Origin of the sequence: Salmonella sp. K21076 (assembly GCF_039650795.1) — a bacterium.
GTDB lineage: Bacteria > Pseudomonadota > Gammaproteobacteria > Enterobacterales > Enterobacteriaceae > Salmonella > Salmonella enterica.
On the sequence record NZ_JBCLYA010000047.1, the window covers coordinates 126,174 to 151,762 of the forward strand.

Sequence of the window (25,589 nt, forward strand, 5' to 3'; positions counted from 1 at the left end):
AAGATGCTTTGGTCGTTTATCGCTGTCTGCCTGTCCGCATGGCTGTATGTGGACGCCTCCTATCGCGGGCCAGCCTGGCAACGCTGGGTTTTTAAGCCCGTCACGTTATTACTGTTGCTGTTACTGGCCTGGCAAGCGCCGATGTTTGACGCCATCAGTTATCTTGTGTTGGCCGGACTGTGCGCCTCGCTGGTCGGCGATGCGTTAACGCTCTTACCGCGTCAACGCCTGCTGTACGCCGTCGGGGCATTTTTCTTATCGCATCTGCTCTACACCATTTACTTTGCCAGCCAAATGACGTTGTCGTTCTTCTGGCCGCTGCCGCTGGCGTTACTGATAGTCGGCGCGTTGCTTATCGCCGTTATCTGGACGCGACTGGAGGAGCTACGCTGGCCGGTATGTACTTTTATCGCCATGACGCTGGTCATGGTCTGGCTGGCGGGCGAACTGTGGTTCTTCCGCCCAACGGCGCCAGCCCTTTCGGCCTTTACCGGCGCGACGCTGCTGTTCATCGGCAATATCGTCTGGCTGGGTAGCCATTACCGCCGCCGTTTCCGGGCGGATAACGCGATTGCCGCCGCCTGCTACTTTGCAGGACACTTCCTGATTGTTCGCTCGCTGTACCTGTAAATAATAGCGCTTGACTCTGGAGTCGACTCCAGAGTGTATCCTCCGGTTAATGAGAAAATTATCATCAACCGGAGGACGTTATGTCGACCCCTGATACCGATGGCAAAAAAGTCCCGCCCTTTACCTCCTTCAGATTAGCCCCGGCAATACAGAAGGCCGATAGCTGCTGCTGCGAAGAACATTGCGCGTCCAGCGCGCCTGTTTCTACTGCCGTGGCAGGCACGCGCTATACCTGGAAAATCTCCGGCATGGACTGCGCCGCCTGCGCCCGAAAAGTGGAGAATGCGGTACGCCAAATTCGCGGCGTCAACCAGGCGCAAGTGCTGTTCGCCACCGAAAAGTTAGTGGTCGATGCCGACACCGACCTCCGCGCGCAAATTGAACACGCCGTACAGAAGGCGGGTTATACCTTGCGTAGTGAAGATTCGCGCGACGCCGCGCCTGAATCTCGTCTTAAAGAGAACCTGCCGCTTATTACGCTGATCATTATGATGGCGATAAGCTGGGGGCTGGAGCAATTTAACCACCCGTTCGGCCAACTGGCCTTTATCGTCACCACTCTGGTCGGTCTGTATCCTATTGCCCGCCAGGCGCTGCGGCTGATGAAAAGCGGCAGTTGGTTCGCTATTGAAACGCTGATGAGCGTCGCCGCCATTGGCGCGCTGTTTATAGGCGCGACGGCGGAGGCAGCAATGGTATTGCTGCTGTTCCTCATCGGCGAGCGCCTGGAAGGATGGGCCGCCAGCCGCGCCCGTAAAGGCGTCAGCGCGTTAATGGCGCTTAAACCGGAAACGGCGACCCGTCTGCGCGACGGCGTGCGGGAAGAGGTCGCTATTAATACCCTGCGACCGGGCGATATTATCGAAGTCGCCGCCGGGGGGCGTTTACCCGCCGACGGTAAACTGGTTTCCGGTTTCGCCAGCTTTGATGAAAGCGCGCTCACCGGCGAGTCTATCCCTGTGGAGCGCGCAACGGGCGACAAAGTCCCGGCAGGCGCGACCAGCGTTGACCGTCTCGTCACCCTGGAGGTGCTATCTGAACCTGGCGCCAGCGCGATTGACCGTATCCTGACGCTGATTGAAGAGGCGGAAGAGCGCCGTGCGCCCATTGAGCGGTTTATTGACCGTTTCAGCCGCATCTATACGCCAGTCATTATGGTCATCGCGCTGCTGGTGACGCTTATTCCGCCGCTGATGTTCGATGGCGGCTGGCAGGAGTGGATTTATAAAGGGCTGACGCTGCTATTAATCGGTTGCCCGTGCGCGCTGGTGATCTCCACGCCCGCGGCCATTACCTCCGGGCTGGCGGCGGCGGCACGGCGCGGCGCATTGATTAAAGGCGGAGCAGCGCTGGAGCAACTGGGCCGTATCACGCAGGTTGCCTTTGATAAAACCGGTACGTTGACCATCGGTAAACCACGGGTGACGGCGATTCATCCGGCAAGCGGTATCAGCGAGGCTGAACTGTTGGCGCTGGCGGCAGCCGTAGAACAAGGCGCTACGCACCCGCTGGCGCAGGCTATTGTCCGCGAAGCGCAGACACGCGATCTGGCGATCCCGACGGCGGAATCGCAGCGAACGCTGGCCGGCACCGGGATTGAAGCGCAGGTTAACGGCGAACGTATTCTGATTTGCGCGGCGGGAAAACAGCCTGCGGCAGCGTTTGCCGGGCAAATTAGCGAACTGGAAAACGCCGGGCAGACGGTGGTTCTGGTGCTACGTAACGAGACCGTTGTTGGCGTCCTCGCCCTCCAGGATACGTTGCGTGACGATGCGCGCGACGCCATCCGCGAACTGCATCAGTTAGGCGTTAACGGCGTGATTCTGACCGGCGATAACCCACGGGCGGCGGCAGCGATTGCCGGCGAGCTGGATCTGGCGTTTAAAACCGGACTACTGCCGGAAGATAAGGTGCGGGCAGTCACCGCCCTTAACCAACAAGCGCCGCTGGCGATGGTGGGCGACGGCATTAATGATGCGCCCGCGATGAAAGCCGCCAGTATCGGAATTGCGATGGGCAGCGGTACTGACGTCGCGCTGGAAACGGCTGACGCCGCCCTTACTCATAACCGTCTGCGCGGGTTAGCGCAGATGATTACGCTGGCGCGCGCTACCCACGCGAATATCCGGCAGAACATCACCATTGCGCTGGGGCTGAAAGCCATTTTCCTGGTGACGACGCTACTGGGTTTTACCGGGCTATGGCTGGCAATCCTGGCGGATACGGGAGCCACGGTATTAGTGACCGCCAACGCGCTACGTTTGCTGCGTAAAAACTAATCTTCTCCCACCCGGCGGCATGTCGCCGGGTTATCCCGCGATATTCCTTTCTTTGTACATATTATTCACGCGAAAATCATTTATTTTCTATTACTTATCAAACCATTAATCAGAAATAGCGCGATTTGATGTAAGGTTAATTTTTATCCAACCGATATTGATCATACCGTCTACAAAATAAGGAATGTTAGGCACTATGAAAAATATCAAAGTCATCACCGGCGTTATCGCGACGCTGGGCATATTTAGCGCCTTATTGTTGGTGACAGGAATACTGTTTTATTCCGCCGTCAGCAGCGATCGGCTGAATTTCCAGAATGCGAGCGCACTGAGTTACCAACAACAGGAACTGGGCGGCAGTTTTCAGACATTGATTGAAACCCGCGTCACCATTAACCGCGTGGCGATACGCATGTTAAAAAATCAGCGCGATCCCGCCTCGCTGGACGCCATGAACACGCTGTTAACCAACGCTGGCGCGTCGCTCAACGAAGCGGAAAAGCATTTCAACAACTACGTGAACTCCGAAGCGATCGCAGGCAAAGATCCGGCGTTGGATGCCCAGGCCGAAGCCAGCTTTAAGCAGATGTATGACGTTTTGCAGCAGTCTATCCACTATCTTAAAGCCGATAATTACGCCGCCTATGGCAACCTTGACGCGCAAAAAGCGCAGGATGACATGGAGCAGGTATATGACCAGTGGCTCTCTCAAAATGCGCAATTAATAAAATTAGCCAGCGATCAGAATCAGAGCAGTTTTACCCAGATGCAATGGACGCTGGGGATAATTCTACTTATCGTGCTCATCGTGCTGGCGTTTATCTGGCTGGGGCTGCAACGCGTTCTACTCCGCCCGCTGCAACGGATTATGGCGCACATTCAAACGATCGCCGACGGCGATCTTACCCATGAGATAGAGGCTGAAGGACGTAGTGAAATGGGCCAACTGGCTGCCGGTCTCAAAACGATGCAGCAGTCGTTAATCCGTACCGTCAGCGCGGTGCGCGATAACGCAGACTCTATCTATACTGGCGCAGGCGAAATTTCCGCTGGCAGCAGCGACCTCTCTTCCCGTACCGAACAGCAGGCCTCGGCGCTGGAGGAGACCGCCGCCAGCATGGAACAGTTAACCGCCACGGTACGGCAAAACACCGATAACGCACGACAGGCGACGGGTCTGGCGAAAACCGCATCAGAAACCGCGCGTAAAGGAGGACGCGTGGTGGATAACGTAGTGAGCACCATGAACGATATCGCCGAAAGCTCGGAAAAAATCGTGGACATCACCAGCGTGATTGACGGTATCGCCTTCCAGACTAATATCCTGGCGCTGAACGCTGCGGTAGAAGCCGCCCGCGCCGGCGAACAGGGGCGAGGATTCGCGGTTGTGGCCGGAGAGGTACGCACGTTGGCCAGCCGTAGCGCGCAGGCCGCCAAAGAGATCAAAGTGCTGATTGAAAACTCCGTGTCGCGCATTGATACCGGCTCTACGCAGGTACGCGAAGCGGGAGAAACCATGAAAGAGATCGTTAACGCCGTGACCCGCGTGACCGATATTATGGGCGAAATCGCCTCTGCCTCCGATGAGCAAAGCAAAGGCATTGAGCAGGTGGCGCAGGCGGTATCGGAAATGGACAGCGTGACGCAGCAAAACGCCTCGCTGGTAGAGGAATCCGCAGCAGCAGCGGCGGCGCTGGAAGATCAGGCTAACGAGCTTCGTCAGGCGGTCGCCGCGTTCCGCATCCAGAAACAACCTCGTCGGGAGGCGTCGCCGACGCCGTTAAGCAAAGGCTTAACGCCACAGCCCGCCGCAGAACAGGCGAACTGGGAAAGCTTCTAATCAGAATGCTATCTGCCGTGCGGTTAATGCGCTTTACGCAATAAATAGCGGTACGGCAGACCCTCCGTCTCTTGCGCCAGCAAATCGTGTTCCATAAAGGTACAGAACCCCGGAATATCACGCGTCGTCGCCGGATCGTCGGCGATAATCAGCAATGTTTCGCCAGTTTGCATGTTGCGCACCGTTTTGCGCACCATCATTACCGGTTCAGGGCAACGCAGCCCCAGGGCGTCAAGCGTATGGTCAGGGGAGGAAAACAGATCGCTCATCTTCGTCTCAATGGTAGAAAAACGGCGATATTTTACGCCCATCTTCGTCAGTAAGCCAAGCAGGTTAACGATTGCGTGAAAATTAGCCATTGCAATGCCAGCGCAAAACAGTATTATGCGGCGGTTCTTTATTGGGTTCCCTCACCCCATCCAACAAAAAGGTCACAATATGACTCCGTTTACACAATCACAGCGCATAAAAGCGTTGTTCTGGCTATCGCTATTCCATTTACTGGTGATCATTTCCAGTAACTATCTGGTGCAGCTCCCCATCACTATTTTTGGTTTCCACACGACCTGGGGCGCGTTTAGTTTTCCTTTTATTTTTCTCGCCACCGATCTTACCGTGCGTATTTTTGGCGCACCGCTGGCGCGCCGCATTATCTTCGCCGTCATGATCCCTGCGCTGCTGGTGTCATATGTGGTGTCATCGCTGTTCTATATGGGTGCCTGGCAAGGTTTCGCCGCGTTGGCGAACTTTAATCTGTTCGTCGCCCGTATCGCCGCCGCCAGCTTTATGGCCTACGCGCTGGGACAGATCCTTGATGTCCATGTGTTTAACCGCCTGCGCCAAAATCGTCGCTGGTGGCTGGCGCCGACCGCTTCAACGCTGTTTGGCAATATCAGCGATACCCTTGCCTTTTTCTTCATTGCGTTCTGGCGAAGCCCCGATGCCTTTATGGCCGGGCACTGGATGGAAATTGCGCTGGTGGATTATTGCTTTAAGGTGCTCATCAGCATTATTTTCTTCCTGCCGATGTACGGCGTTCTACTGAATATGTTGCTGAAAAAGCTGGCAGATAAATCTGAAATTTCCCCATTACCGGCAAGTTAAAGGTTCGTTTTCCGAGTTGTGATAAGATGAGCGAATGAGCCGTTATGGCCGTTTATCGAAAGGAAGAAGTCAATGCGCAATTTGGTTAAATATGCCGGTATTGGCCTGCTGGTTATGGGGCTTGCGGCCTGTGATAACAACGATACAAAAGCGTCGGCAGAAAGCGCCGCCGCAGAAAGCCAGGCCTCCGGTCAGCCCATCAGCCTGATGGATGGCAAACTCAGTTTCTCACTGCCGGCGGATATGACCGATCAAAGCGGTAAGCTGGGCACCCAGGCGAATAATATGCACGTTTATTCTGACCCGACGGGCCAGAAAGCGGTGATTGTTATCGTCGGCGATAATACCGATGAAGCGTTGCCGGTGCTGGCGAACCGCCTGCTTGAGCAACAGCGTAGCCGCGACCCGCAGCTTCAGGTCGTCACCAATAAGTCTATTGAGCTCAAAGGCCATACGTTGCAACAGCTGGACAGCATTATCTCCGCGAAAGGCCAGACGGCGTACTCTTCCATCGTGCTGGGCAAAGTGGATAACCAATTGCTGACGATTCAGGTCACGCTGCCTGCGGACAATCAGCAAAAAGCGCAAACCACAGCTGAAAACATCATCAATACGTTGGTTATTAAGTAACCTTCACGACGATGATGCGGCCTCCGGCAGTGCAGACGGAGGCCGTTTTTTTAAGCGCCAGGTCAGTAATAGCGCCATCGCTACCAGCCCGGCCGCCGCCAGATAAATCACCGGCACGCCCGCCCAGGTCATCACCAGCCCCGCCAGCGGCCCGGTCACCCCCAAAGACATATCCATAAAGACGGTATAGGTCGCCAGCGCCGCGCCCTGGTTCTGCGGCGGCACGGCTTTGACGGCCACCACACCCAGCGCCGGAAAGACCAGCGAAAACCCCATCCCCGTGAGTAAAACGCCGATTTTTGCCATCCACGGCATGGCTGCCGTCCCCACCAGTAACAGACCAATAATCTCCACGCCAAAGCAGATCATGGCGACATTCAACCCGCCTAAGCGATTGATACCGTTAGGGAACAGCAAACGCGTGCCGACAAACGCGACGCTAAATAACGTGAGCGCAAAGGCGGCGCCATCCCAACCTTTAGCATCATAAAATAAGGTAATAAACGTCGCGATGACGCCAAACCCTGCCGAGGCCAGCGCCAACGCCATACCATACAGCCAGACACGCCCCAGCACCGCGCGAAACGGCAGCGGCTTGCCTTTGTTCGCCTTCACCGACGGACGTGGAAGGGCTAACAGTACCGCCAACAGCGCCACGCCCATCACCGTTAGCGCCAGTCCCTGTAACCCGCCCCAGGCATAACACAGCACGCCCAGCGGCGCGCCCATCGCCATTGCGCCGTAGGTGACGATACCGTTCCAGGAGATAACCCGACCAATATGCAACGACCCGACGACGCCGACGCCCCACAGTGTCGAACCGGTGCCGGCAAAACTTTGCCCAATCCCCAAAATCACGCGACCCAGCCCCAGTAGCAACAAATTGATCATCGGCCAGGCGCTGGCGATATCCGCCAGCAGGTAGCCGAGTCCGCTTAAAAAACAGCCGCATAAGCCAAAGACAACGATTTTTTTCGGCCCTAATACATCCGCATACCGCCCGGCATGGGGACGGCTTAACAGAGTGGCGAAGTATTGCAGGCTGATAATAAGCCCCGCCCAGAACGCGCTGAATCCCATCGCATCATGCACATAGCCGGGCAAGACGGCGAGCGGCAGGCCGATAGTCAGGTAGCTGGCAAAGTTAAACATCACGATGGAGACAATACGCAGATTGAGGCGCAATCCGTTTAGCGCCGGTTCAGCGACGGGTTCGGGCATGAGTATCACCGCATTTTTACAACATGTTTTCTTTTCTATCATGGCGCGCGGTGAAAATCAGTAGTGAGATTCAGATTATCGGTATCAGGGCAGCCGCTACACTTAGAAAAAAACACAACAAGGAAAACTTCATGGCAACCGCTCAACCCGACAAAACGGGTATGCATATTCTGCTGAAACTGGCCTCCCTGGTTATTATTCTCGCCGGGATTCATGCCGCGGCGGATATTATTGTACAACTCTTACTGGCGCTCTTTTTCGCCATCGTTCTTAATCCATTAGTGACCTGGTTTATTCGCCGGGGCGTGAAGCGACCGCTGGCGATTACTATCGTGGTGGTCGTCATGCTGATCGTGCTTACCGCGCTGGTGGGTGTGCTTGCCGCATCGCTTAATGAATTTATCGCTATGCTGCCTAAATACAGCAAGGAGCTGACGCGTAAGGTTTTACATCTTCAGGAGTTAATGCCCTTCCTGAATTTACATATGTCGCCGGAACGTATGCTCCGTGGGATGGATTCCGATAAAATCATGCTCTTCACCACAACATTAATGACCGGCGTATCGGGCGCGATGGCAAGCATTGTGCTGCTGGTGATGACCGTGGTTTTTATGCTGTTTGAGGTGCGTCACGTGCCTTATAAATTACGTTTCGCGCTTAACAATCCACAAATCCATATTGCCGGCCTGCACCGCGCCCTGAAAGGCGTCTCGCATTATCTGGCGCTGAAAACGCTGCTCAGTCTATGGACGGGCGCGATTATCTGGCTGGGGCTGGCATTAATGGATATTCAGTTTGCGCTAATGTGGGGCGTACTGGCCTTTTTGCTCAATTACGTTCCTAATATCGGCTCGGTGATTTCCGCCGTTCCCCCCATGATTCAGGCGTTGTTATTTAACGGCTTTTACGAATGCGTACTGGTCGGCGCGCTCTTTTTGGTGGTTCATATGGTGATTGGCAACATTATGGAGCCACGCATGATGGGCCATCGTCTGGGGATGTCCACGCTGGTGGTATTTCTTTCGTTACTGGTCTGGGGATGGCTATTAGGCCCGGTCGGGATGCTCTTGTCCGTTCCTTTGACCAGCGTCTGCAAAATCTGGATGGAAACCACTAAAGGCGGCAGCAAACTGGCGATCTTACTGGGGCCAGGCCGACCGAAAAGCCGTTTACCGGGATGAGGCGACAGATGCTACAATCTCCTCTTCTTCATAGGCAACGTTGGTCCTGATATGTACCAGATCGTTCTGGGAAAAGTGTCAACATTAAGCGCAGGTCAATTGCCCGACGCGTTAATCGCTCAGGCGCCGCAGGGCGTTCGCCGGGCAAGCTGGCTGGCCGGGCGCGTGCTGCTTTCCCGTGCGCTCTCGCCGCTACCGGAGATGGTGTATGGCGAACAGGGTAAACCGGCTTTTTCCGCCGGAACGCCGCTGTGGTTTAACCTCAGCCATAGCGGCGACACTATTGCTCTGTTGCTTAGCGACGAAGGTGAAGTCGGCTGCGATATTGAAGTGATCCGCCCGCGCGATAACTGGCGTTCGCTGGCAAATGCGGTATTCAGCCTCGGCGAACATGCTGAAATGGAAGCGGAACGTCCGGAGCGACAACTGGCGGCCTTCTGGCGTATCTGGACGCGTAAAGAAGCCATCGTAAAACAACGCGGCGGCAGCGCCTGGCAAATCGTCAGCGTGGACAGCACGTTGCCCTCTGCCTTGTCGGTCAGCCAGTGTCAGCTCGATACGCTCAGTCTGGCAGTCTGTACCCCCACACCGTTTACGCTGACGCCGCAGACGATAACAAAAGCGTTATGACACATTAATTTTCCCTCTGGCGGCGGACGTGTGTTACAAAATGCGGAGCTTCCCATGCGCCGACGCGCCATACCAAAAGGTTTAAGTCAGATGCAACGTGTCACCATCACCCTCGATGACGATTTACTGGAAACGCTGGACAGCCTGAGCCAGCGACGCGGCTATAACAATCGCTCCGAAGCGATCCGTGATATTCTGCGCGGCGCTCTGGCGCAGGAGGCCACCCAGGAACACGGTACACAGGGTTTCGCGGTACTTTCATATGTTTATGAACATGAGAAACGGGATTTAGCCAGCCGCATCGTCTCCACCCAGCATCATCATCATGATTTATCCGTCGCCACGCTGCACGTCCATATCAACCACGATGACTGTCTGGAGATCGCCGTTCTGAAGGGCGATATGGGCGACGTACAGCATTTTGCCGATGATGTTATCGCCCAGCGCGGCGTGCGCCACGGCCACTTGCAATGTTTGCCGAAAGAAGACTAACGCCCCAGCGCCTTGCCGGGGGCGCTTCGCTTGCCCGGCCTACGTTCGCACGTCGTCGTTTGTAGGCCGGATGAGGCGCAGCCGCCATCCGGCAATAATGTTTGCGCCATCGTGCCAATCGTTTTTCTGAAGCGTAACAGCGCTATCAGGAAGAACACGCCGCCTATCGCCAGCAGGGTCAGGAACTGCGGCCAGACAATACTTAAACCTGCGCCGCGATAAAGAATAGCCTGGGCAAGGCTGACAAAATGCGTCGTTGGCATGGTCAGCATAATATCCTGCACCGCCTGCGGCATACTTTCGCGCGGCGTGGAACCGCCGGAGAGCATTTGTAGCGGCAACAGCACCAGAATCATTAATAACCCCAGCTGCGGCATCGAACGGGCGATGGTGCCCATAAAAATCCCAATTGAAGTGGTGGCGAACAGGCTCAGCGCCACGCCCAACATAAACAATGGGATCGATCCTTCAATCGGTACGCCAAGTACGCCTTTCACCATCAGCATCAAAGACAAACCGGAAACCACCAGCACGACCAGCCCCATCGACCACACTTTTGCCATCATGATCTCAAAGGGCGTGACCGGCATCACTAACAGATGCTCTACCGTGCCATGTTCTCGCTCGCGGATCAGCGCCGATCCGGTCAGCACTATCGCCAGCATGGTAATGTTGTTGATAATCGCCATCACGCCGCCAAACCACGCCGGGTCCAGATTCGGGTTAAAGCGCATCCGAATTTCCAGCGACACCGGCTGAACGCTATCTCCCCGCGCGCGCCACAAAGCTGTTGACCTCGCCGCTAATAATATTCTGGATATAACTGTTGCCGGTAAACGCCTGGCTCATGCGCGTCGCATCGACGTTAACCTGGATATCAGGCTGACGTCCGGCCAGCACATCACGCTGGAAATTCGGCGGAATATTGACCGCAAAGGTATAGCGTCCGGCATCCAGTCCGGCATCCATTTCCGTTGCCGTAATCATCTCCGGCGGCAGAAACCACGGGCGGTAAAAACTATTCACAATACGGTTCGACAACTGTGACTGATCCATATCGGCGATGGCGATAGGGGCAAGATGCAACGAACCGGGCAGGACGGTCGCGGAGGAGTAAACCGAAATCGTAAAGGCGAAGACGATCAGCGCCAGCATCGCTTTGTCGCCCAGCAGACTGCGCAGTTCTTTGACGCCGAGGTTATAAATATTACGTAATCCGCGCATTACCCCTCCTGTTTTTTCAGCAGCAGAATGCTCAGACCCATCACCACCGGGACGGCAATCAGTAACGGCATAAATAACGACCAGAGATCGGACAGATCCAACGCTTTGGAAAACGTCCCGCGCGCGATCGTCAGAAAATGGCTGGTCGGGTAGATCTCGCCGATCCATCTTCCCGGTCCTTCCAGCGAAGCCACCGGATCGATCATGCCGGAAAATTGTGTTGCCGGAATGAGGGTAATAATCGACGTCCCAAAAATAGCGGCGATTTGGCTCTTCATAAACGTGGAGATCAGCAGCCCCAGACCGGTGGCGATGATGACGTAAAGCAGCGCCGCGAGGGTAAGCGTGAGAAAGCTGCCTTTCAGCGGCACGCCGAACACAAAGACCGACAGCGCGCACAGTAGCAAGAAGTTCAGCATACCCAGCGCGATATACGGCAGTTGTTTACCCAGCAAAAATTCACTGCGCGTCGTCGGCGTTACGTACAGATTAATCATCGGCCCCAGCTCTTTCTCCCGCACCACGCTCAGGGCGCTAAGCATTGACGGGATCATCATGAGCAGCAGCGGAATGACCGCCGGAACGATAGCGGGCAGACTTTTCACATCCGGGTTATAGCGATAGCGCGTTTCAATGTTGAGCAGCCCGGTTTGTTTAACCGGGTTCGGCTGACGACTTGCCGCCTCCTGCAGCCAGCTTTGGTGCATCGCCTGAACGTACCCCTTCACCGTCTCGGCGCGGCTGGGCATGGCGCCATCCACCCAGACGCCAATCTGCGCTGGCGTACCGCGAGCAATATCGCGGCCAAAATTAGGCGGGATCTCAATGGCAACCGCCAACTCTCCCGAACGCATCCGCCGGTCAAGCTCGTCATAGCTGGCGAGCGGCGGCTGTTCGATAAAATAGCGCGATCCCGCCAGATTGAGCGACCATGCCTGGCTGCTGACGGTTTGATCGCGGTCGAGTACGGCAAAACGCAGGTTCTCCACGTCCATACTGATGCCATAGCCCATAATCAGCATCAGAATTACCGTTCCCAGCAGCGCCAGCGTCGAGCGTACCGGATCGCGGCGTAGCTCCAGCGCTTCGCGGCGACTGTAGCTGAACAAACGCCGGAAGCTCAATCCCTGCCGCGACGGTTTATCTGACGCGGCGGGCGTCTGGGATGGCGGTATTGGGGTTTCAGGCGCCGCTCCCGCAGCTTCCTGTAGCCAGGAAATAAACGCCGCTTCCAGATTGGCCGCGCCCCGCTGTTGCACCAATTCCTGCGGCGTACCGCTGGCGAGCACTTTACCGGCGTGCATCAATGACATTCGGTCGCAACGTTCCGCTTCGTTCATAAAATGGGTCGAGATAAAAATCGTCACTTTATCCTGACGCGAAAGATCGACCATAAGCTGCCAGAACATATCCCTGGCGACCGGATCAACGCCGGACGTTGGCTCATCAAGAATCAGCATTTCCGGGCGATGGATCACCGCTACCGCCAACGATAAACGCTGGCGGATACCGAGCGGCAACGAAGCGGGGAGCGTATCTTCCACCTCCGTTAGCATAAAGCGTTCGATCATCTGCGCAACGCGCGCCGGGATCTCCGCTGGCGGAATATGAAACAGGCGGGCATGAAGTTCCAGATTCTGCCGCACGGTGAGTTCGTTATAGAGCGAAAAAGCCTGCGACATATACCCGACCCGGCGACGGGTATCGATGTCGTTCGGGTCTACCGGCTGGCCAAATAGCCAGGCTTGGCCTTCGCTGGCGGGAAGCAGACCGGTCAGCATTTTCATGGTGGTCGATTTGCCGCAGCCGTTTGAACCGAGGAAGCCAAAAATCTCGCCGCGCGGAATGCGGAAATTAACATGGTCAACCGCGACGAACTTACCGAAGCGCATGGTCAGATCTTTCGCCTCAATGGCAATCTCTTCCTGCTCAGCGTGATACGGCGGGATCACCACTGGCTTATGCGCCTGGCGCTGCGCTTCTGGCAACAGGGCGATAAACGCCTGCTCCAGCGTCGCGCTATGGGTTTTTGCCCGCAGTTGCTGCGCGCTGCCGGTTGCCAGTATCTCGCCCGCATTCATCGCCACCAGCCAGTCAAAACGCTCCGCCTCTTCCATATAGGCCGTTGCGACCAACACGCTCATATTGGTCTGCCGTTGGCGGATACTGTCGATTAAGTCCCAGAACTGAGCGCGGGAGAGCGAGTCCACGCCGGTGGTAGGCTCATCAAGAATCAGTAATTCCGGGTCATGAATCAGCGCACAGCACAGCCCCAGCTTTTGTTTCATCCCACCGGACAGCTTCCCGGCAGGACGATCACGAAACGGCGCCAGGCCGGTGCTGTTCAGCAGCTCGGTAATACGCGCTTCGCGTTCAGCTTTGTCATGACCAAAGAGACGAGCGAAAAAATCGACGTTCTCATAAACCGATAGCGTGTGATAAAGGTTTTTCCCCAGCCCCTGCGGCATCCAGGCGATGCGCGGACAGACGTCGCGGCGATGTTTCGCATCGCGCATATCGCCGCCCAGGACGATAACGTTCCCTTGCTCAATCACCCGCGCGCCAGAAATCAGCGACAGCAGGCTCGACTTACCCACCCCGTCCGGACCAATCAGCCCGACCATACTACGGGCGGGAATGTCCAGCGTGATATTGTTCAGCGCGACCGTTTTTCCGTAATGCTGGCTCACCCCCTCAAGCTGCGCCACGGGAGGAACAGGCACCAGCGTCAGCGACGTCATTGCGACAACCTCACGTTCAGATCGTCAGGCCAGGGCACGCGCTCATCCAGACGAACCCAGGCCATTCCCGGCAAACCGGTTTTGACATATTCCAGATGCTGTCGCAGCAGCTCTGGCGGAATACGCGCTTTGACGCGGAACATCAGCTTCAGCCGTTCATCGTGGGTTTCCACGGTTTTGGGTGTGAACTGCGCCACGCTGGCGACAAAACTGATGGTCGCCGGAATACGCAGATCCGGCGCGGCGTCCAGCACCAGTCGCGCGTCGCCGCCGATCTTCAACAACCCCGCCTGTTCGGTCGGCAGGAAAAATGTCATATAAACATCGCTGAGATCGACCATGTTCAACACCCGGCCGCCAGCCGATAACACTTCGCCCGGCTCCGCAACGCGGTACTGCACACGTCCATCGCGCGGCGCTTTTAATTCGCTGTCGTCGATGTCGGCGACAATACGCCGCTCGGTCGCCTGCGCCGCTTCCACGCGCGTTTGCGCCTGGATAATACTGGTACGCGCCGCCTCAATCGCCGCTTTTGCCGCAGATACCTGCGCTTTGGCGGTCTCCAGGGCGGCGCGCGCGCTTTCCGCCGCCGCGCGATCGTCATCTAACTGTTGTACAGATACCGCGCCACGCTGCGACAGCGAACGAGAACGCACGTGACGTTTAGAGACGGAGTCCAGCTCAGCTTCCCGCTGTTTGACGACCGACTGCGCGGCGCGCATTTCACTCTGGCGTTGCTCCAGCAAGGCACGGGCGGCGGCAACTGCGCTCTCGGCCTCTTTAATCTGCGCAATCGCCTCCAGCCGCTGCTCCTGCAATACGCGGGTATCCATTTTCGCCAGCACCTCGCCCTGACGAACGAACTGCCCTTCCGAAACGAGGATGGTATCAATACGCCCGGCAATCTTAGTGGCAATATCCACTTCGGTGGCTTCAATTCTGCCATTGCTGGCGGCAAACCCCTCCGGTATTCCCGCAGGGCGCAGCATCCACCAGGCGATCGCGGCCACCGCCACAAGAATCCCCGCTCCCCACCACACCAGATGACGCTTCATTTTGTCCATAATCGACCCGCCGTAATCCCTGTTGCCTAACCATGCGTGTCACAAAGTCCGCCGGGCGTGCGCTCAGCGGGGGTTTCCATCCGGGATAAGAAGGAATGAAAAACAATGGCCATTGAGCGAGCGTTAAGGCAACGCGCGCCGCGAAGGAAGTGAATGACGAAAATGCTGTGAAACCGGGTAGTAATGTTGTCATCATCAGCGTTCCTGGCCGGAAATGAAACACGCATACTCATAACTGCTGTCTATTGAATACTAACACCTGGATTCAATATGTCTATTCGGTTGTAGCACAGATGTTGCAGACAAAAAATCGTGCCCGTCAATCTATTTACCGAAGGGGCTGGTAACGAAAGCATGCGTGATTACCCCTGCTCAAGTCGCCGGGCCCGGCTAAAAAACATGGATACAGCCCACGGCATCAAATATTCGTACTTCTAATAAGGAAACGCTCCTGCCGGAGGTAAAACACGATAATATTTTATCCACTTTCCTGCCCCTATTCTCCGCCCTATTCAGCATATATGTTGTCAGACAGTTACGTCCTGAAATATAAAAATTTATAATTTTTATAAAATTACAACCGTAAATAATTAATGCCCCACACATATGTATAATTTATTATACATATAACTACATGATTTTAATGATATTAAATTAGAAGAGATAATTTTTTATCTTTTTTGCCCACTCTGTGAAGTGCTTCATAATATTCATGTGTATAAAAAATTATATTCTCACATGAACACTTGTTTCTTATTTATGGACAGGCGAAGGTTTATGAAAACATCCAATTTTCAAAAATGGTTGATGGTCATTCTTCTGGCAATCGGAGGAGGGACCATTTTTAAATCGATGTACCTCAGGGAAGTATTTTATTACCCCTGGAATGAATTCATGGGAGTGAATAACACGGATTCAGGCCTGCTGATGAGTTGGCTGGGGTTTGTGGGGATTGTTTCATCTTCAATTGCTGGGGTGATTATCGATAAGGTGAACAATACCCGACTGATTATTTCTTTTACCTTTCTGGCTGTGGGCGTAACCACATTATGGCAGTCAACAGCACCGGGTCTGGCTACGCAGTATGTCATCATCGGCATACTATCTTTCCTCGCAAATGGTCTTTTCCTAGTATCGATGGTGCGCGCAACCCGCCTGATTGGTAATGCCAGTGACCAGGGGAAGCTGTTTGGTTTCCTGGAGTCCGGACGTGGTATCGCTGGGTCAGCCATCTCTGCCGTTGCCGTAGCATGGTTCGCCATGTCTGCAACCGAAGTGGAAGGGATTGGCAGTGTGCTACATGCATACGGCTTTCTCTACCTAGCGCTGGGTGTTCTGATGTGGTTCGCCATGCCCCGTGATAACCATAATTCTGCTTCCGGAGAAGAAAAGGCCAAGGAAAAAATATCTGTACACGATATTCTGGCTGTCATGAAGGTTAAGGAAGTCTGGTTTGCAGCTTTCTCCATCTTTGCAACCATCTCCTTCTATCAGGGGTCCTCATATCTGGTTCCTTATCTGTCTGATGTCTACGGAATGACCGCCGAACATGCCGGAATTATCGGTATGATCCGTGCTTATGTCCTCGCTATCCTGATTGCACCGGTTGTGGGTCTGCTCGCAGACAAAGTCGGCTCAGCGATTAAGGTGATGAATTGGCTGTTTATTGCCGGGGTGATTGGTGTCGCCATGTTCCTGGTGATCCCACAGGATCCGGCTATGGTATGGGTCCTGATCGGCACCCTGATGATTGTAGGCTCCATTAACTTTGCTCTGCGCGGGATCATGTATGCGCAAATTGAGGAAATGAAGGTTCCTGTTCGTCTGACCGGTACCGTTATGGGGATCATGGCCACTGTGGGATTCTCTCCGGAAATGTTTATCCATGCGTTATTCGGGTACTGGCTTGATGCATATAAAGTACAGGGTTACACCTACATGTTTATCTTCATGGGTGCCATGTTTGCTCTCGCTGTATTCACTTCACTTTTACTTCTCCGCAATGCCAAAACGGCATTTAAGAAAATGGATGGTAAACCGGCAGATACTTTCCGGACTGCGGCTGAATAAATTAAGGAAAATAAAATGAAATACGATTTTAATGAAATCTATCAGAGAATAGCATCAGAAAAATGGGAATATGACAGTGTCATTAATGGATTTCCAGTAATACCTATGTCTGTTGCAGATACCGATTTAGTTTCTCCCGTGGAGGTTCGTCAGGCACTGATTGAAGTCTGTAACCGCAGAGAATTCGGATATCCGGCCTATCATGATGATTTTAAGGATGTGCTGGCATCCTGGTATGATCGATATTATGACTGGCGGCCGGATACGGCTGATATTATTGAAACACCGCCTTTACTGATGACGATGGGCGCTTTTATCAGGGGAATGACACAGTGTAATGAATCCGTTGTGGTTATGACACCGGTCTATCATTCTTTTGCCAGAACCATCCGTGAAAACCACCGTGCTGTAACTGAGTGTGATCTGCTGCGTGATGAAAACAATCATTACACTATTGATTTTGAAAAGCTGGAAGATACCTGTTCACGCCCGGAGAATAAGATTCTGATTTTCTGTAACCCTCATAATCCGGTAGGTCGTTGCTGGACTGAAGAGGAAGTCAGGAAAGTCGCCGCAATTGCCCAGAAAACAGGAACAATCCTGATTTCTGACGAAATTCATGCAGATTTTGTCTATGACGAAAAATGCTATACGCCGGTCATGAAAGCTGCGGAAAATTTAAATGGCATTATCGTTTTTTTATCCGGAGGGAAGCTGTTTAACATTGGCGGTATTTTTAGTTCCTATGTCTTCACGGCCGATCCTGTATTTAAAAAACAGATGGCAGTTGTCCTGAAAGAATTACATTTTCAGCCCACTGCGTTCGCGCATGAAGCCGCCTATGCCGGATATAAATATTACCATGACTATCGTGAAGAGGTGGTGAATCATATCCGTAAAATGCAGATTAAACTGGTTAACGGGCTCAATAACATGCCATATCCGGTAAAAGCCAATCTGCCGGAAGCCACTTATCTTGTATGGGCCGACTTTAATGATACGGGCTGGTCAGGTGATCGCATTCAGGAATTTTTAGTGCAGGATGCGGGACTCGGATTTAACCGGGGAGATCAGTTTGGTGTTGCCGGTACCGGATTTGCCCGAATTAACTGTGGTGTTCCGGAGTCACGTATTGATGAAGCACTGAGTCGTCTGGAAAAGGCATTCAGTAAGTATTTTTAAGGAACAGAAGTGAAAGAGATTATTTTTACAGAAACAGCACCGGCAGCAATTGGCTCATACAGTCAGGGCAATGCGATGGGTAATTTAATTTTTACCTCCGGACAATTGCCCATTAACGCTGACAGTGGCAAAATTGAAACTGATGATATTCAGGAACAGACCCGTCAGTCACTGCTTAATCTTCTGGCTGTAGTTAAGATGGCAGGCGGTGATACTGATACGGTACTGAAAACGACCTGTTTCTTGAGTGATATGGCTGATTTTGCTGCGTTCAACGATGTCTATGCCAGCTTTTTTAAGATAAATCCGCCGGCACGCAGCTGTTTTGCTGTAAAAACACTTCCTATGGGTGCCAGAGTTGAGATTGAAGCTGTGGCATTTCGTCAATAACAAAGGTGGTTGCCACTGAGGTGGCAACCAGATTAACCATGAAAAACACTTGTCTTGAACCCTATGAATTTTTGATCGATTTCCTGGCCGATTATTTTGGCGAAAACACGGAAGTTGTTCTGCACAATCTTTCTGATCTTGAGTCTTCTATACATAAAATCAGAAATGGACATATCAGCGGTCGCTCTGTCGGAGATCCCATCACCGATCTGGTAGTCCGTGCCATGAAGAACAATGACAGTGAGGTACATTACCAGTGTAATTATCTCAGCAAGACACGCGATGGCAGACGGCTTAAGTGTGCCACTTTTTTTATCCGGAATAAGCAGGGAGAAATTGTTGGTGCACTATGTCTGAATACCGTCGTCGAAGATTTAATTGCCCTGAATGATAAACTTAGTCATTTTTTAAGCATTTTTGTCGGGCAGACTGACAATAATAACGGCACTCAGCTTGATGAACATATTGGACTGACCATTCCTGAAATGGTTGATCTCAAAATTAATAATGTAATCAATATTGAAAATATTAATCCAGAGTCACTGAATGCTGAAAATAAAAGCCATATTATTTCATTACTAAATGATGAAGGCGTATTTCTGCTTAAAGGGGCAGTAACGAAAGTAGCCAAAAAACTTAACATATCTGAACCCACTGTTTATAAATACATACAAAAATTAAAATAACACAAGACACTAACGGATCAATCTACAATAACGTCTAGTTATACAGGCGGACATATGGAACATGCAGAAGACAAATCGATTAAAAGGCATAACCTGATTTTTTTATTCTTCTGGCAGTCGGTGGGGGAACAATATTCAAGGCTATGTATTTGCGTGAAGTATTCTACTATCCGTGGAATGAATACTTTTCACTGACAAATACACAATCGGGCATGTTAATGAGCTGGCTCGGGTTTGTAGGCATTATATCAGGTGCTGTTTCAGGCATCATCGTTGACCGTTTCAAAAATCCTAAAAGCATTCTTACCATTGCCTATCTCACAATGGCGGCCCTTGCCATCTGGCAGTCCTTCCGGCCTTCCTATCAGGCCATGTTTATTATCGTCGGATTTATGTCCTTAGTCGGTAATGGACTGTTCCTGGTTTCCATGACAAAAATTGCCAGACTCCTTGCATCAGACAATGAGCAGGGGCGGTATTTTGGATTTCTGGAGTCCGGTCGTGGAATTGCCGGCACTGTTCTGACGTTATGTGCCGTGGCTATTGTTGGTCTGCATGGCTCCAGTGCTGTCAGCATTGGTTTTATTTTACGATTTGACGCAGCCATTTATATTATTCTGGGATTCACCTCTTATTATTTATTTCCGAAAGGTGTTAGTGCTATTGAAAATGCGGCACCTAAAAAAATGTCGGATCTTATTTCACTACTCAAAAGTGTAAAACTTTGGCTGGCAGCATTCATTATCAGCTGTGTTATTTTTGTTTACCAGGGCGGAGCTTATCTGGTACCATACCTCTCCGATGCCTATGGAATGACTCCCGACCAAACTGCCGTTATCGGGATGATTAGGGCATATTTTCTCGCTTTTATTATTTCGCCTTTTGCTGGCCTACTTGCAGATAAGATTGGTTCTTCCCTGAAAGTTATGGCCAGCTTCTTTATTCTCGGTGCATTGATAACTGCATCTTTTATATTTATTCCTCATGACTCACGATTTCTGATCCTGCTTATTACTCTGGTTTTATTACTGGGAGCGCTTACGTTTGGCATGCGCGGTATAATGTATGCGCAGGTAAATGAAATTCGCATACCGAAAGTGTTTACCGGGACCGCAATGGGGATATTAATCTGCATCGGATTCAGCCCGGAAGCTTATGTCCATCTTATCTTCGGATACCTTCTTGATACGTATAAAGAATTTGCATATACGCTGATGTTTGCCACTATTGCAGTTGTTCTTTTTGCTGGCGCACTGTGCAGTGGTTTGCTTTACAGGATTAATAAGAAAGTATGACTCCCCGTTGTAAACAGTGTAAATATCGACTACATACTACCAGAAGGCCCTGTCAGGGGCCTTATTCTGTATCTGGTGTTGTTGGCCAGTATCCGACCTGAATGCGGTCTGCTTCAAAACCCAGCTGAGATTAATGCATTCATAATGAAAATGGTTAAACATGTTTCATTCTGATTATAGATATCGTCTAACACATTTTTATCTCTAAACTTGATTCTGTTTTGAGTCAACGCAAATCGGGAAATCAACCCAAAGTAACATCCAGAACAGATGTTCAATCTAAAGTTATTCAGGCTCCCGAGCTGAAACCAATTTATCTGGTTTTACTGCCACGACCTTATAGCGAAAACTACCGTCCGCATTCCCCATTGTTAAAACGAAATCGGTGGTCATGCCATGCAAAATGAGTGCCCCTTATCCAGAATACTTCTGACTAAAAGATGCTATAGGCCAAGATATACGGCGATCAGTCAAATGAGACCGAAAAACACATAATATCAATTAGTTAATTTTTAACGCAATCAAATCCTGCGCGCAGGCCCAGGCGCTCGACCAGGCCCACTGGAAGTTATAGCCGCCCAACCAGCCGGTGACGTCCATCACTTCGCCGATAAAATAGAGACCCGGCACGCGGCGCGCCTCCATAGTCCGCGATGATAGTTCGTTTGTATCCACGCCGCCCAGCGTCACTTCCGCTGTCCGATAGCCTTCGGTACCGTTAGGCTGTACTTGCCAGGCCGTCAGCGTGTCAACCAACGTCTGCTGGTCACGAACGTTCAACTGCCTGAGCGATACATCCGGGATGAGCCCCAACTGTTGTAAACACTCCACCAGCCGTTTCGGCAGATGCATCGCCAGCGTGTTCTTCAGACTCTGGTTCGGGTGCGCGTTACGCTGTTCATTGAGAACGTCTTCCAGCGAGAGATCCGGCAATAAGTTAATGCTCACTAACTCGCCCGGTTGCCAGTAGCTGGAAATCTGTAAAACGGCGGGGCCGGACAGCCCACGATGGGTAAAAAGTAGGTTTTCCCGAAATACCGTGCCATTGCGGGCGGTAATCACGCAGGGCACAGAGACGCCAGACAGCGTCTGGAGCTGTTCTAACAGCGGCTTATGTAGCGTAAAGGGCACCAGCCCGGCGCGCGTCGGCAACACCTTGAGACCAAACTGTTCGGCGATTTTATAGCCAAACGGCGATGCGCCAAGCCCCGGCATCGACAGGCCGCCGCTGGCAATCACCAGCTTTTGCGTAGTCACCGTCTCGCCGTTCAACGCCAGTACGAAACCCGACTCATCACGCTCGACGCTCAATACCTCGCTACGCAGGCGCATCGTTACGCCACCTTTGTCGCACTCGGCAACCAGCATATCGACAATGCGTTGGGCGGAATCATCGCAAAAAAGCTGTCCCAGCGTTTTCTCATGCCAGGCTATCCCATACCTGCCGACCAGATCGATAAAGTCCCACTGGGTATAGCGGGCTAATGCTGATTTGCAAAAATGGGGGTTCTGGCTCAAATACGCAGCAGGCTCAACATAAAGATTAGTAAAGTTGCAGCGCCCACCGCCGGACATGAGGATTTTACGTCCTGGCTTCTTGCCATTATCGATGAGCAGCACGCGGCTACCCGCTTGTCCTGCCTGTGCGGCGCAAAACATGCCCGCTGCGCCAGCGCCTATAATAACAGCATCAAACCTTTCCACGTCGCCTTCCTCTCTCAAATTCGGGCGAGAATTGTAAAGTTTCCTCAGTGGTCGCACCAGCGCGAAAAGCGCCTGAAAATGGTATTTATCTGAAATATATAAGATAATTCTTTAGTGATATCAAACAAAGCACGAAGTACATCAAAAAAAGTCTATATTTCACTTTGCCCGCGCCGCCAAAGTCACTGATAATGCGCCGCGTTCATGTCCTCAAAATGGCGTAACGTCCTATGCTACATTTGTTTGCTGGCCTGGATTTACATACCGGGCTTTTATTATTGCTTGCTCTGGCTTTTGTGCTGTTCTACGAAGCGATTAACGGTTTCCATGATACAGCCAATGCAGTCGCAACCGTGATTTACACCCGTGCGATGCGTTCGCAGCTGGCGGTTGTCATGGCGGCAGTGTTTAACTTTTTTGGCGTTTTGCTGGGGGGTCTCAGCGTGGCGTATGCCATTGTGCATATGCTACCGACGGATCTCCTGCTCAACATGGGTTCCGCGCACGGCCTCGCTATGGTCTTTTCCATGTTGCTGGCGGCGATTATCTGGAACCTCGGTACCTGGTATTTCGGGTTGCCGGCGTCCAGTTCCCACACGCTGATTGGCGCCATTATCGGCATCGGTTTAACCAATGCGATGATGACCGGCACGTCAGTGGTGGATGCGCTTAACATCCCGAAAGTTATCAATATTTTCGGTTCACTCATTATCTCCCCTATTGTCGGTCTGGTATTCGCCGGCGGTCTGATTTTCTTGCTGCGCCGCTACTGGAGCGGTACTAAGAAACGCGCCCGTATCCACCTGACGCCAGCCGAACGTGAAAAGAAAGACGGCAAGAAAAAGCCGCCATTCTGGACGCGTATCGCGCTGATCCTCTCAGCTATCGGCGTGGCGTTTTCGCATGGCGCGAACGATGGTCAGAAAGGCATTGGCCTGGTCATGCTGGTGCTGATTGGCGTCGCGCCTGCGGGTTTCGTGGTCAATATGAATGCCTCCAGCTACGAAATCACCCGTACGCGCGATGCTATCAACAATGTCGAAACGTACTTTGAGCAGCGTCCTGACCTGCTGAAAGCCGTCACCGGCGTTGACCAACTGATTCCCTCTCCGGAACCGGGCGCGACTGAACCGACTGAATTCCACTGCCATCCGGCTAACACCATTAACGCGCTTAACCGTGCGAAAGGGATGCTGGCAAACGTGGAAAGCTACGACAAGTTAAGCGTTGAACAGCGTAGTCAGTTGCGTCGCATTATGCTGTGCATTTCCGACACGACCGACAAAGTCGTGAAATTGCCTGGCGTAAGCAGCGATGACCAGCGCCTGCTGAAAAAGCTGAAGACCGATATGTTAAGCACCATTGAGTATGCGCCGGTGTGGATCATTATGGCAGTGGCGTTGGCGCTGGGTATTGGTACGATGATCGGCTGGCGTCGCGTGGCGACCACTATCGGCGAGAAAATTGGTAAAAAAGGCATGACGTATGCGCAGGGAATGTCGGCGCAGATGACGGCGGCAGTCTCTATCGGTCTTGCCAGCTACACCGGTATGCCAGTTTCTACCACTCACGTACTCTCCTCTTCAGTGGCGGGAACCATGGTCGTTGATGGCGGCGGGTTACAGCGTAAAACCGTGACCAGCATTCTGATGGCCTGGGTATTTACGTTACCGGCGGCGATTATTCTTTCCGGCGTGCTGTACTGGCTTTCCCTGAAGATTATTTAAGCCAAATGGGCCGGATAGCGCTGTCGCTAATCCGGCCTGTCAGGATGAAACGACACAGGCCTGACAGGCCGCTACAAGCGGCGTCATCCGGAGGCTTATCTAATACGAGCGGGTCAGGAAACTGGCCCGCTTTTTTTATTCAGTGCCAAATCATGAGCGCAATCAAGCTCACCACCACCAAACCGCATAACGCGCTGGTCAGCAGAAACTGGCGGCGCACGCGTTCACAACGGCGAATAAATTCTTCATCATGATGATCGCGATAGCGCTGAGCGTAGATATACCATACCAAGCGCACCTGTTTGTTGGGCTGACCATGCGTGGTAAAGAAGCCGCCGCCATCGACATATTGATAGAGCAAAGGATCGCAACCACGAAGTACCACTAACAGTGCGCGTAGCGATGAGAAATAGCGCGCCATATTAACAATGCAAACGACACATAAAGCCCAGAATAGTGAGACGGTGCTTATCATATCTCCTCCCCGGCGACCCGCCCACGGAGTTCCTCTCCGGGACTACCGCTCCCCGATACCCTGCCAGACAATCAGTGAAAGAGTACTACGAAAGCCGTCCATATTAGCGCTCCGCATTCGAACGGCTCTTATACACATTGTAGGAGATCAGTTAATTTTTTTACCAGAAGGTTAATCACTATCAATGCAATTCCCTGAAAATTTTGTTTAACTAACTGGCAAGCAAGGCAGATTGACGGATTATCCTGGTCGCTATAATGTAAGGATAGTTATGGTAAACGGCTGAGCTAGCCCCGCGCATAGAGTTCGCAGGACGCGGGTGACGCGGCGGCATAAGAAACGCCAGTAGCTCAATGGTCATCGACAACTTATGGAAGGAGTAACACTATGGCTTATAAACACATTCTTATCGCAGTTGATCTCTCCCCGGAAAGTAAAGTTCTGGTTGAAAAAGCGGTCTCTATGGCGCGCCCCTACAACGCGAAAATCTCCCTCATCCACGTTGATGTGAACTATTCAGACCTGTACACCGGTCTGATTGACGTCAATCTGGGCGATATGCAGAAACGTATCTCCAAAGAAACCCACCACGCGCTGACCGAGCTGTCTACCAACGCTGGCTACCCTATCACTGAAACCCTGAGCGGTAGCGGCGATTTGGGCCAGGTGCTGGTTGACGCCATCAAGAAATACGATATGGATCTGGTCGTTTGCGGTCATCACCAGGACTTCTGGAGCAAACTGATGTCTTCTGCGCGCCAGCTGATCAACACCGTTCACGTTGACATGCTGATTGTTCCGCTGCGCGACGAAGAAGAGTAATACTTACCGTGCCGGCTGGCGGCTAAGACCGCATCTGGTCTATAGTCAATCAGGTTGGCCTGAACCATCAGGCAAACTCCGGCTATCAACAACAACGCCCGCTTATGTGGGCGTTTTGTTTATCCCCCCTTCTTCGCAGTACTCAGTACATCATTCCATCACACCAAACATAATTAGTGTGATCCACTAATTAGTTTGCGTA

21 protein-coding genes and 1 pseudogene are annotated in these 25,589 nt (G+C 52.5%); 15 read left to right on the forward strand and 7 right to left on the reverse strand.

The annotated features are described in order from the left end of the window. Positions 1-3 precede the first annotated feature (3 nt). From AAYN39_RS15520 to AAYN39_RS15530, 3 genes are all read left to right on the forward strand, one after another. Positions 4-630, forward strand: a complete 627-nt coding sequence (locus AAYN39_RS15520; RefSeq protein WP_000964735.1) for a lysoplasmalogenase — start codon at positions 4-6, stop codon at positions 628-630. 80 nt (positions 631-710) lie between these two features. Continuing rightward, on the forward strand, positions 711-2,909 hold the full coding sequence (zntA, locus tag AAYN39_RS15525; RefSeq protein WP_000106671.1) for a Zn(II)/Cd(II)/Pb(II) translocating P-type ATPase ZntA: 2,199 nt from the start codon (positions 711-713) through the stop codon (positions 2,907-2,909). Between the two features lie 196 nt (positions 2,910-3,105). Further along, entirely contained in the window at positions 3,106-4,749 is a 1,644-nt protein-coding gene (locus AAYN39_RS15530) for a methyl-accepting chemotaxis citrate transducer (protein WP_000789682.1), read from the forward strand. Positions 4,750-4,772: 23 nt separating this feature from the next. Here the strand turns inward: AAYN39_RS15530 and tusA are convergent, their stop codons facing one another. Next, the gene (tusA, locus tag AAYN39_RS15535; RefSeq protein ID WP_001541054.1) at positions 4,773-5,018 is read right to left on the reverse strand and encodes a sulfurtransferase TusA; all 246 of its coding nucleotides are present in this window, start codon (positions 5,016-5,018) and stop codon (positions 4,773-4,775) included. Positions 5,019-5,187: 169 nt separating this feature from the next. Between tusA and AAYN39_RS15540 the strand changes: the two genes are divergently transcribed. After that, on the forward strand, positions 5,188-5,853 hold the full coding sequence (locus AAYN39_RS15540) for a 7-cyano-7-deazaguanine/7-aminomethyl-7-deazaguanine transporter (RefSeq protein WP_000187489.1): 666 nt from the start codon (positions 5,188-5,190) through the stop codon (positions 5,851-5,853). Positions 5,854-5,925: 72 nt separating this feature from the next. Beyond that, positions 5,926-6,483, forward strand: coding sequence for a DcrB family lipoprotein (locus AAYN39_RS15545; protein ID WP_001245277.1), 558 nt, complete (start codon positions 5,926-5,928; stop codon positions 6,481-6,483). A 3-nt stretch (positions 6,484-6,486) separates the two neighbouring features. On the opposite strand, the gene AAYN39_RS15550 is transcribed toward AAYN39_RS15545, so the two are convergent. After that, positions 6,487-7,746, reverse strand: coding sequence for an MFS transporter (locus tag AAYN39_RS15550; protein WP_014341530.1), 1,260 nt, complete (start codon positions 7,744-7,746; stop codon positions 6,487-6,489). 89 nt (positions 7,747-7,835) lie between these two features. On the opposite strand from AAYN39_RS15550, the gene AAYN39_RS15555 reads away from it, so the two are divergent. The 3 genes from AAYN39_RS15555 to nikR all read left to right on the forward strand — a co-directional run bounded on the left by AAYN39_RS15555 (position 7,836) and on the right by nikR (position 10,007). After that, positions 7,836-8,885, forward strand: coding sequence for an AI-2E family transporter (locus AAYN39_RS15555; RefSeq protein ID WP_000179588.1), 1,050 nt, complete (start codon positions 7,836-7,838; stop codon positions 8,883-8,885). A gap of 51 nt (positions 8,886-8,936) precedes the next feature. Continuing rightward, a complete protein-coding gene (gene acpT / locus AAYN39_RS15560) occupies positions 8,937-9,515 on the forward strand; it encodes a 4'-phosphopantetheinyl transferase AcpT (RefSeq protein WP_000284366.1) in 579 nt (192 codons plus the stop codon). Positions 9,516-9,605: 90 nt separating this feature from the next. Then, complete coding sequence (gene nikR / locus AAYN39_RS15565) at positions 9,606-10,007, forward strand: nickel-responsive transcriptional regulator NikR (RefSeq protein WP_001190057.1); 402 nt, start codon at positions 9,606-9,608, stop codon at positions 10,005-10,007. 104 nt (positions 10,008-10,111) lie between these two features. On the opposite strand, the pseudogene AAYN39_RS15570 reads toward nikR, so the two are convergent. The 3 genes and pseudogenes from AAYN39_RS15570 to AAYN39_RS15580 form a co-directional block, all read right to left on the reverse strand. Continuing rightward, a pseudogene (locus tag AAYN39_RS15570) lies at positions 10,112-11,231 on the reverse strand (ABC transporter permease); the annotation flags it as partial. Beyond that, on the reverse strand, positions 11,231-13,972 hold the full coding sequence (gene rbbA, locus AAYN39_RS15575) for a ribosome-associated ATPase/putative transporter RbbA (protein WP_000202935.1): 2,742 nt from the start codon (positions 13,970-13,972) through the stop codon (positions 11,231-11,233). The pseudogene AAYN39_RS15570 and the gene rbbA, both read right to left, overlap by 1 nt. Beyond that, positions 13,969-15,036 (reverse strand): HlyD family efflux transporter periplasmic adaptor subunit, encoded by a 1,068-nt coding sequence (locus AAYN39_RS15580; RefSeq protein WP_000359835.1) that lies wholly within the window; start codon positions 15,034-15,036, stop codon positions 13,969-13,971. Before AAYN39_RS15580 ends, rbbA begins: the two co-directional genes overlap by 4 nt. A gap of 777 nt (positions 15,037-15,813) precedes the next feature. Here AAYN39_RS15580 and AAYN39_RS15585 point away from each other — a divergent pair. The 5 genes from AAYN39_RS15585 to AAYN39_RS15605 all read left to right on the forward strand — a co-directional run bounded on the left by AAYN39_RS15585 (position 15,814) and on the right by AAYN39_RS15605 (position 20,659). Then, entirely contained in the window at positions 15,814-17,106 is a 1,293-nt protein-coding gene (locus AAYN39_RS15585) for an MFS transporter (RefSeq protein WP_000858309.1), read from the forward strand. Positions 17,107-17,121: 15 nt separating this feature from the next. Further along, positions 17,122-18,288: an aminotransferase class I/II-fold pyridoxal phosphate-dependent enzyme gene (locus tag AAYN39_RS15590; RefSeq protein ID WP_000872632.1), complete on the forward strand. Its 1,167-nt coding sequence runs from the start codon at positions 17,122-17,124 to the stop codon at positions 18,286-18,288. Between the two features lie 9 nt (positions 18,289-18,297). Beyond that, complete coding sequence (locus AAYN39_RS15595; RefSeq protein WP_000658719.1) at positions 18,298-18,678, forward strand: RidA family protein; 381 nt, start codon at positions 18,298-18,300, stop codon at positions 18,676-18,678. A gap of 20 nt (positions 18,679-18,698) precedes the next feature. Continuing rightward, on the forward strand, positions 18,699-19,364 hold the full coding sequence (locus AAYN39_RS15600; protein ID WP_001761199.1) for a PAS domain-containing protein: 666 nt from the start codon (positions 18,699-18,701) through the stop codon (positions 19,362-19,364). Between the two features lie 143 nt (positions 19,365-19,507). Then, a complete protein-coding gene (locus tag AAYN39_RS15605) occupies positions 19,508-20,659 on the forward strand; it encodes an MFS transporter (protein ID WP_001685958.1) in 1,152 nt (383 codons plus the stop codon). Positions 20,660-21,160: 501 nt separating this feature from the next. On the opposite strand, the gene AAYN39_RS15610 is transcribed toward AAYN39_RS15605, so the two are convergent. Next, complete coding sequence (locus AAYN39_RS15610) at positions 21,161-22,363, reverse strand: NAD(P)/FAD-dependent oxidoreductase (RefSeq protein ID WP_000439232.1); 1,203 nt, start codon at positions 22,361-22,363, stop codon at positions 21,161-21,163. A gap of 230 nt (positions 22,364-22,593) precedes the next feature. On the opposite strand from AAYN39_RS15610, the gene pitA reads away from it, so the two are divergent. Next, positions 22,594-24,090 carry an inorganic phosphate transporter PitA gene (gene pitA, locus AAYN39_RS15615; RefSeq protein ID WP_000902764.1) on the forward strand — a complete coding sequence of 499 codons (1,497 nt, stop codon included), beginning with the start codon at positions 22,594-22,596 and terminating at the stop codon, positions 24,088-24,090. A gap of 139 nt (positions 24,091-24,229) precedes the next feature. Here pitA and uspB read toward each other — a convergent pair whose 3' ends face one another. After that, positions 24,230-24,565, reverse strand: a complete 336-nt coding sequence (gene uspB, locus AAYN39_RS15620) for a universal stress protein UspB (RefSeq protein ID WP_000626193.1) — start codon at positions 24,563-24,565, stop codon at positions 24,230-24,232. A 387-nt stretch (positions 24,566-24,952) separates the two neighbouring features. Between uspB and uspA the strand changes: the two genes are divergently transcribed. Beyond that, positions 24,953-25,387, forward strand: a complete 435-nt coding sequence (gene uspA, locus AAYN39_RS15625) for a universal stress protein UspA (RefSeq protein WP_000323566.1) — start codon at positions 24,953-24,955, stop codon at positions 25,385-25,387. The last annotated feature ends 202 nt before the right edge of the window (positions 25,388-25,589 follow it).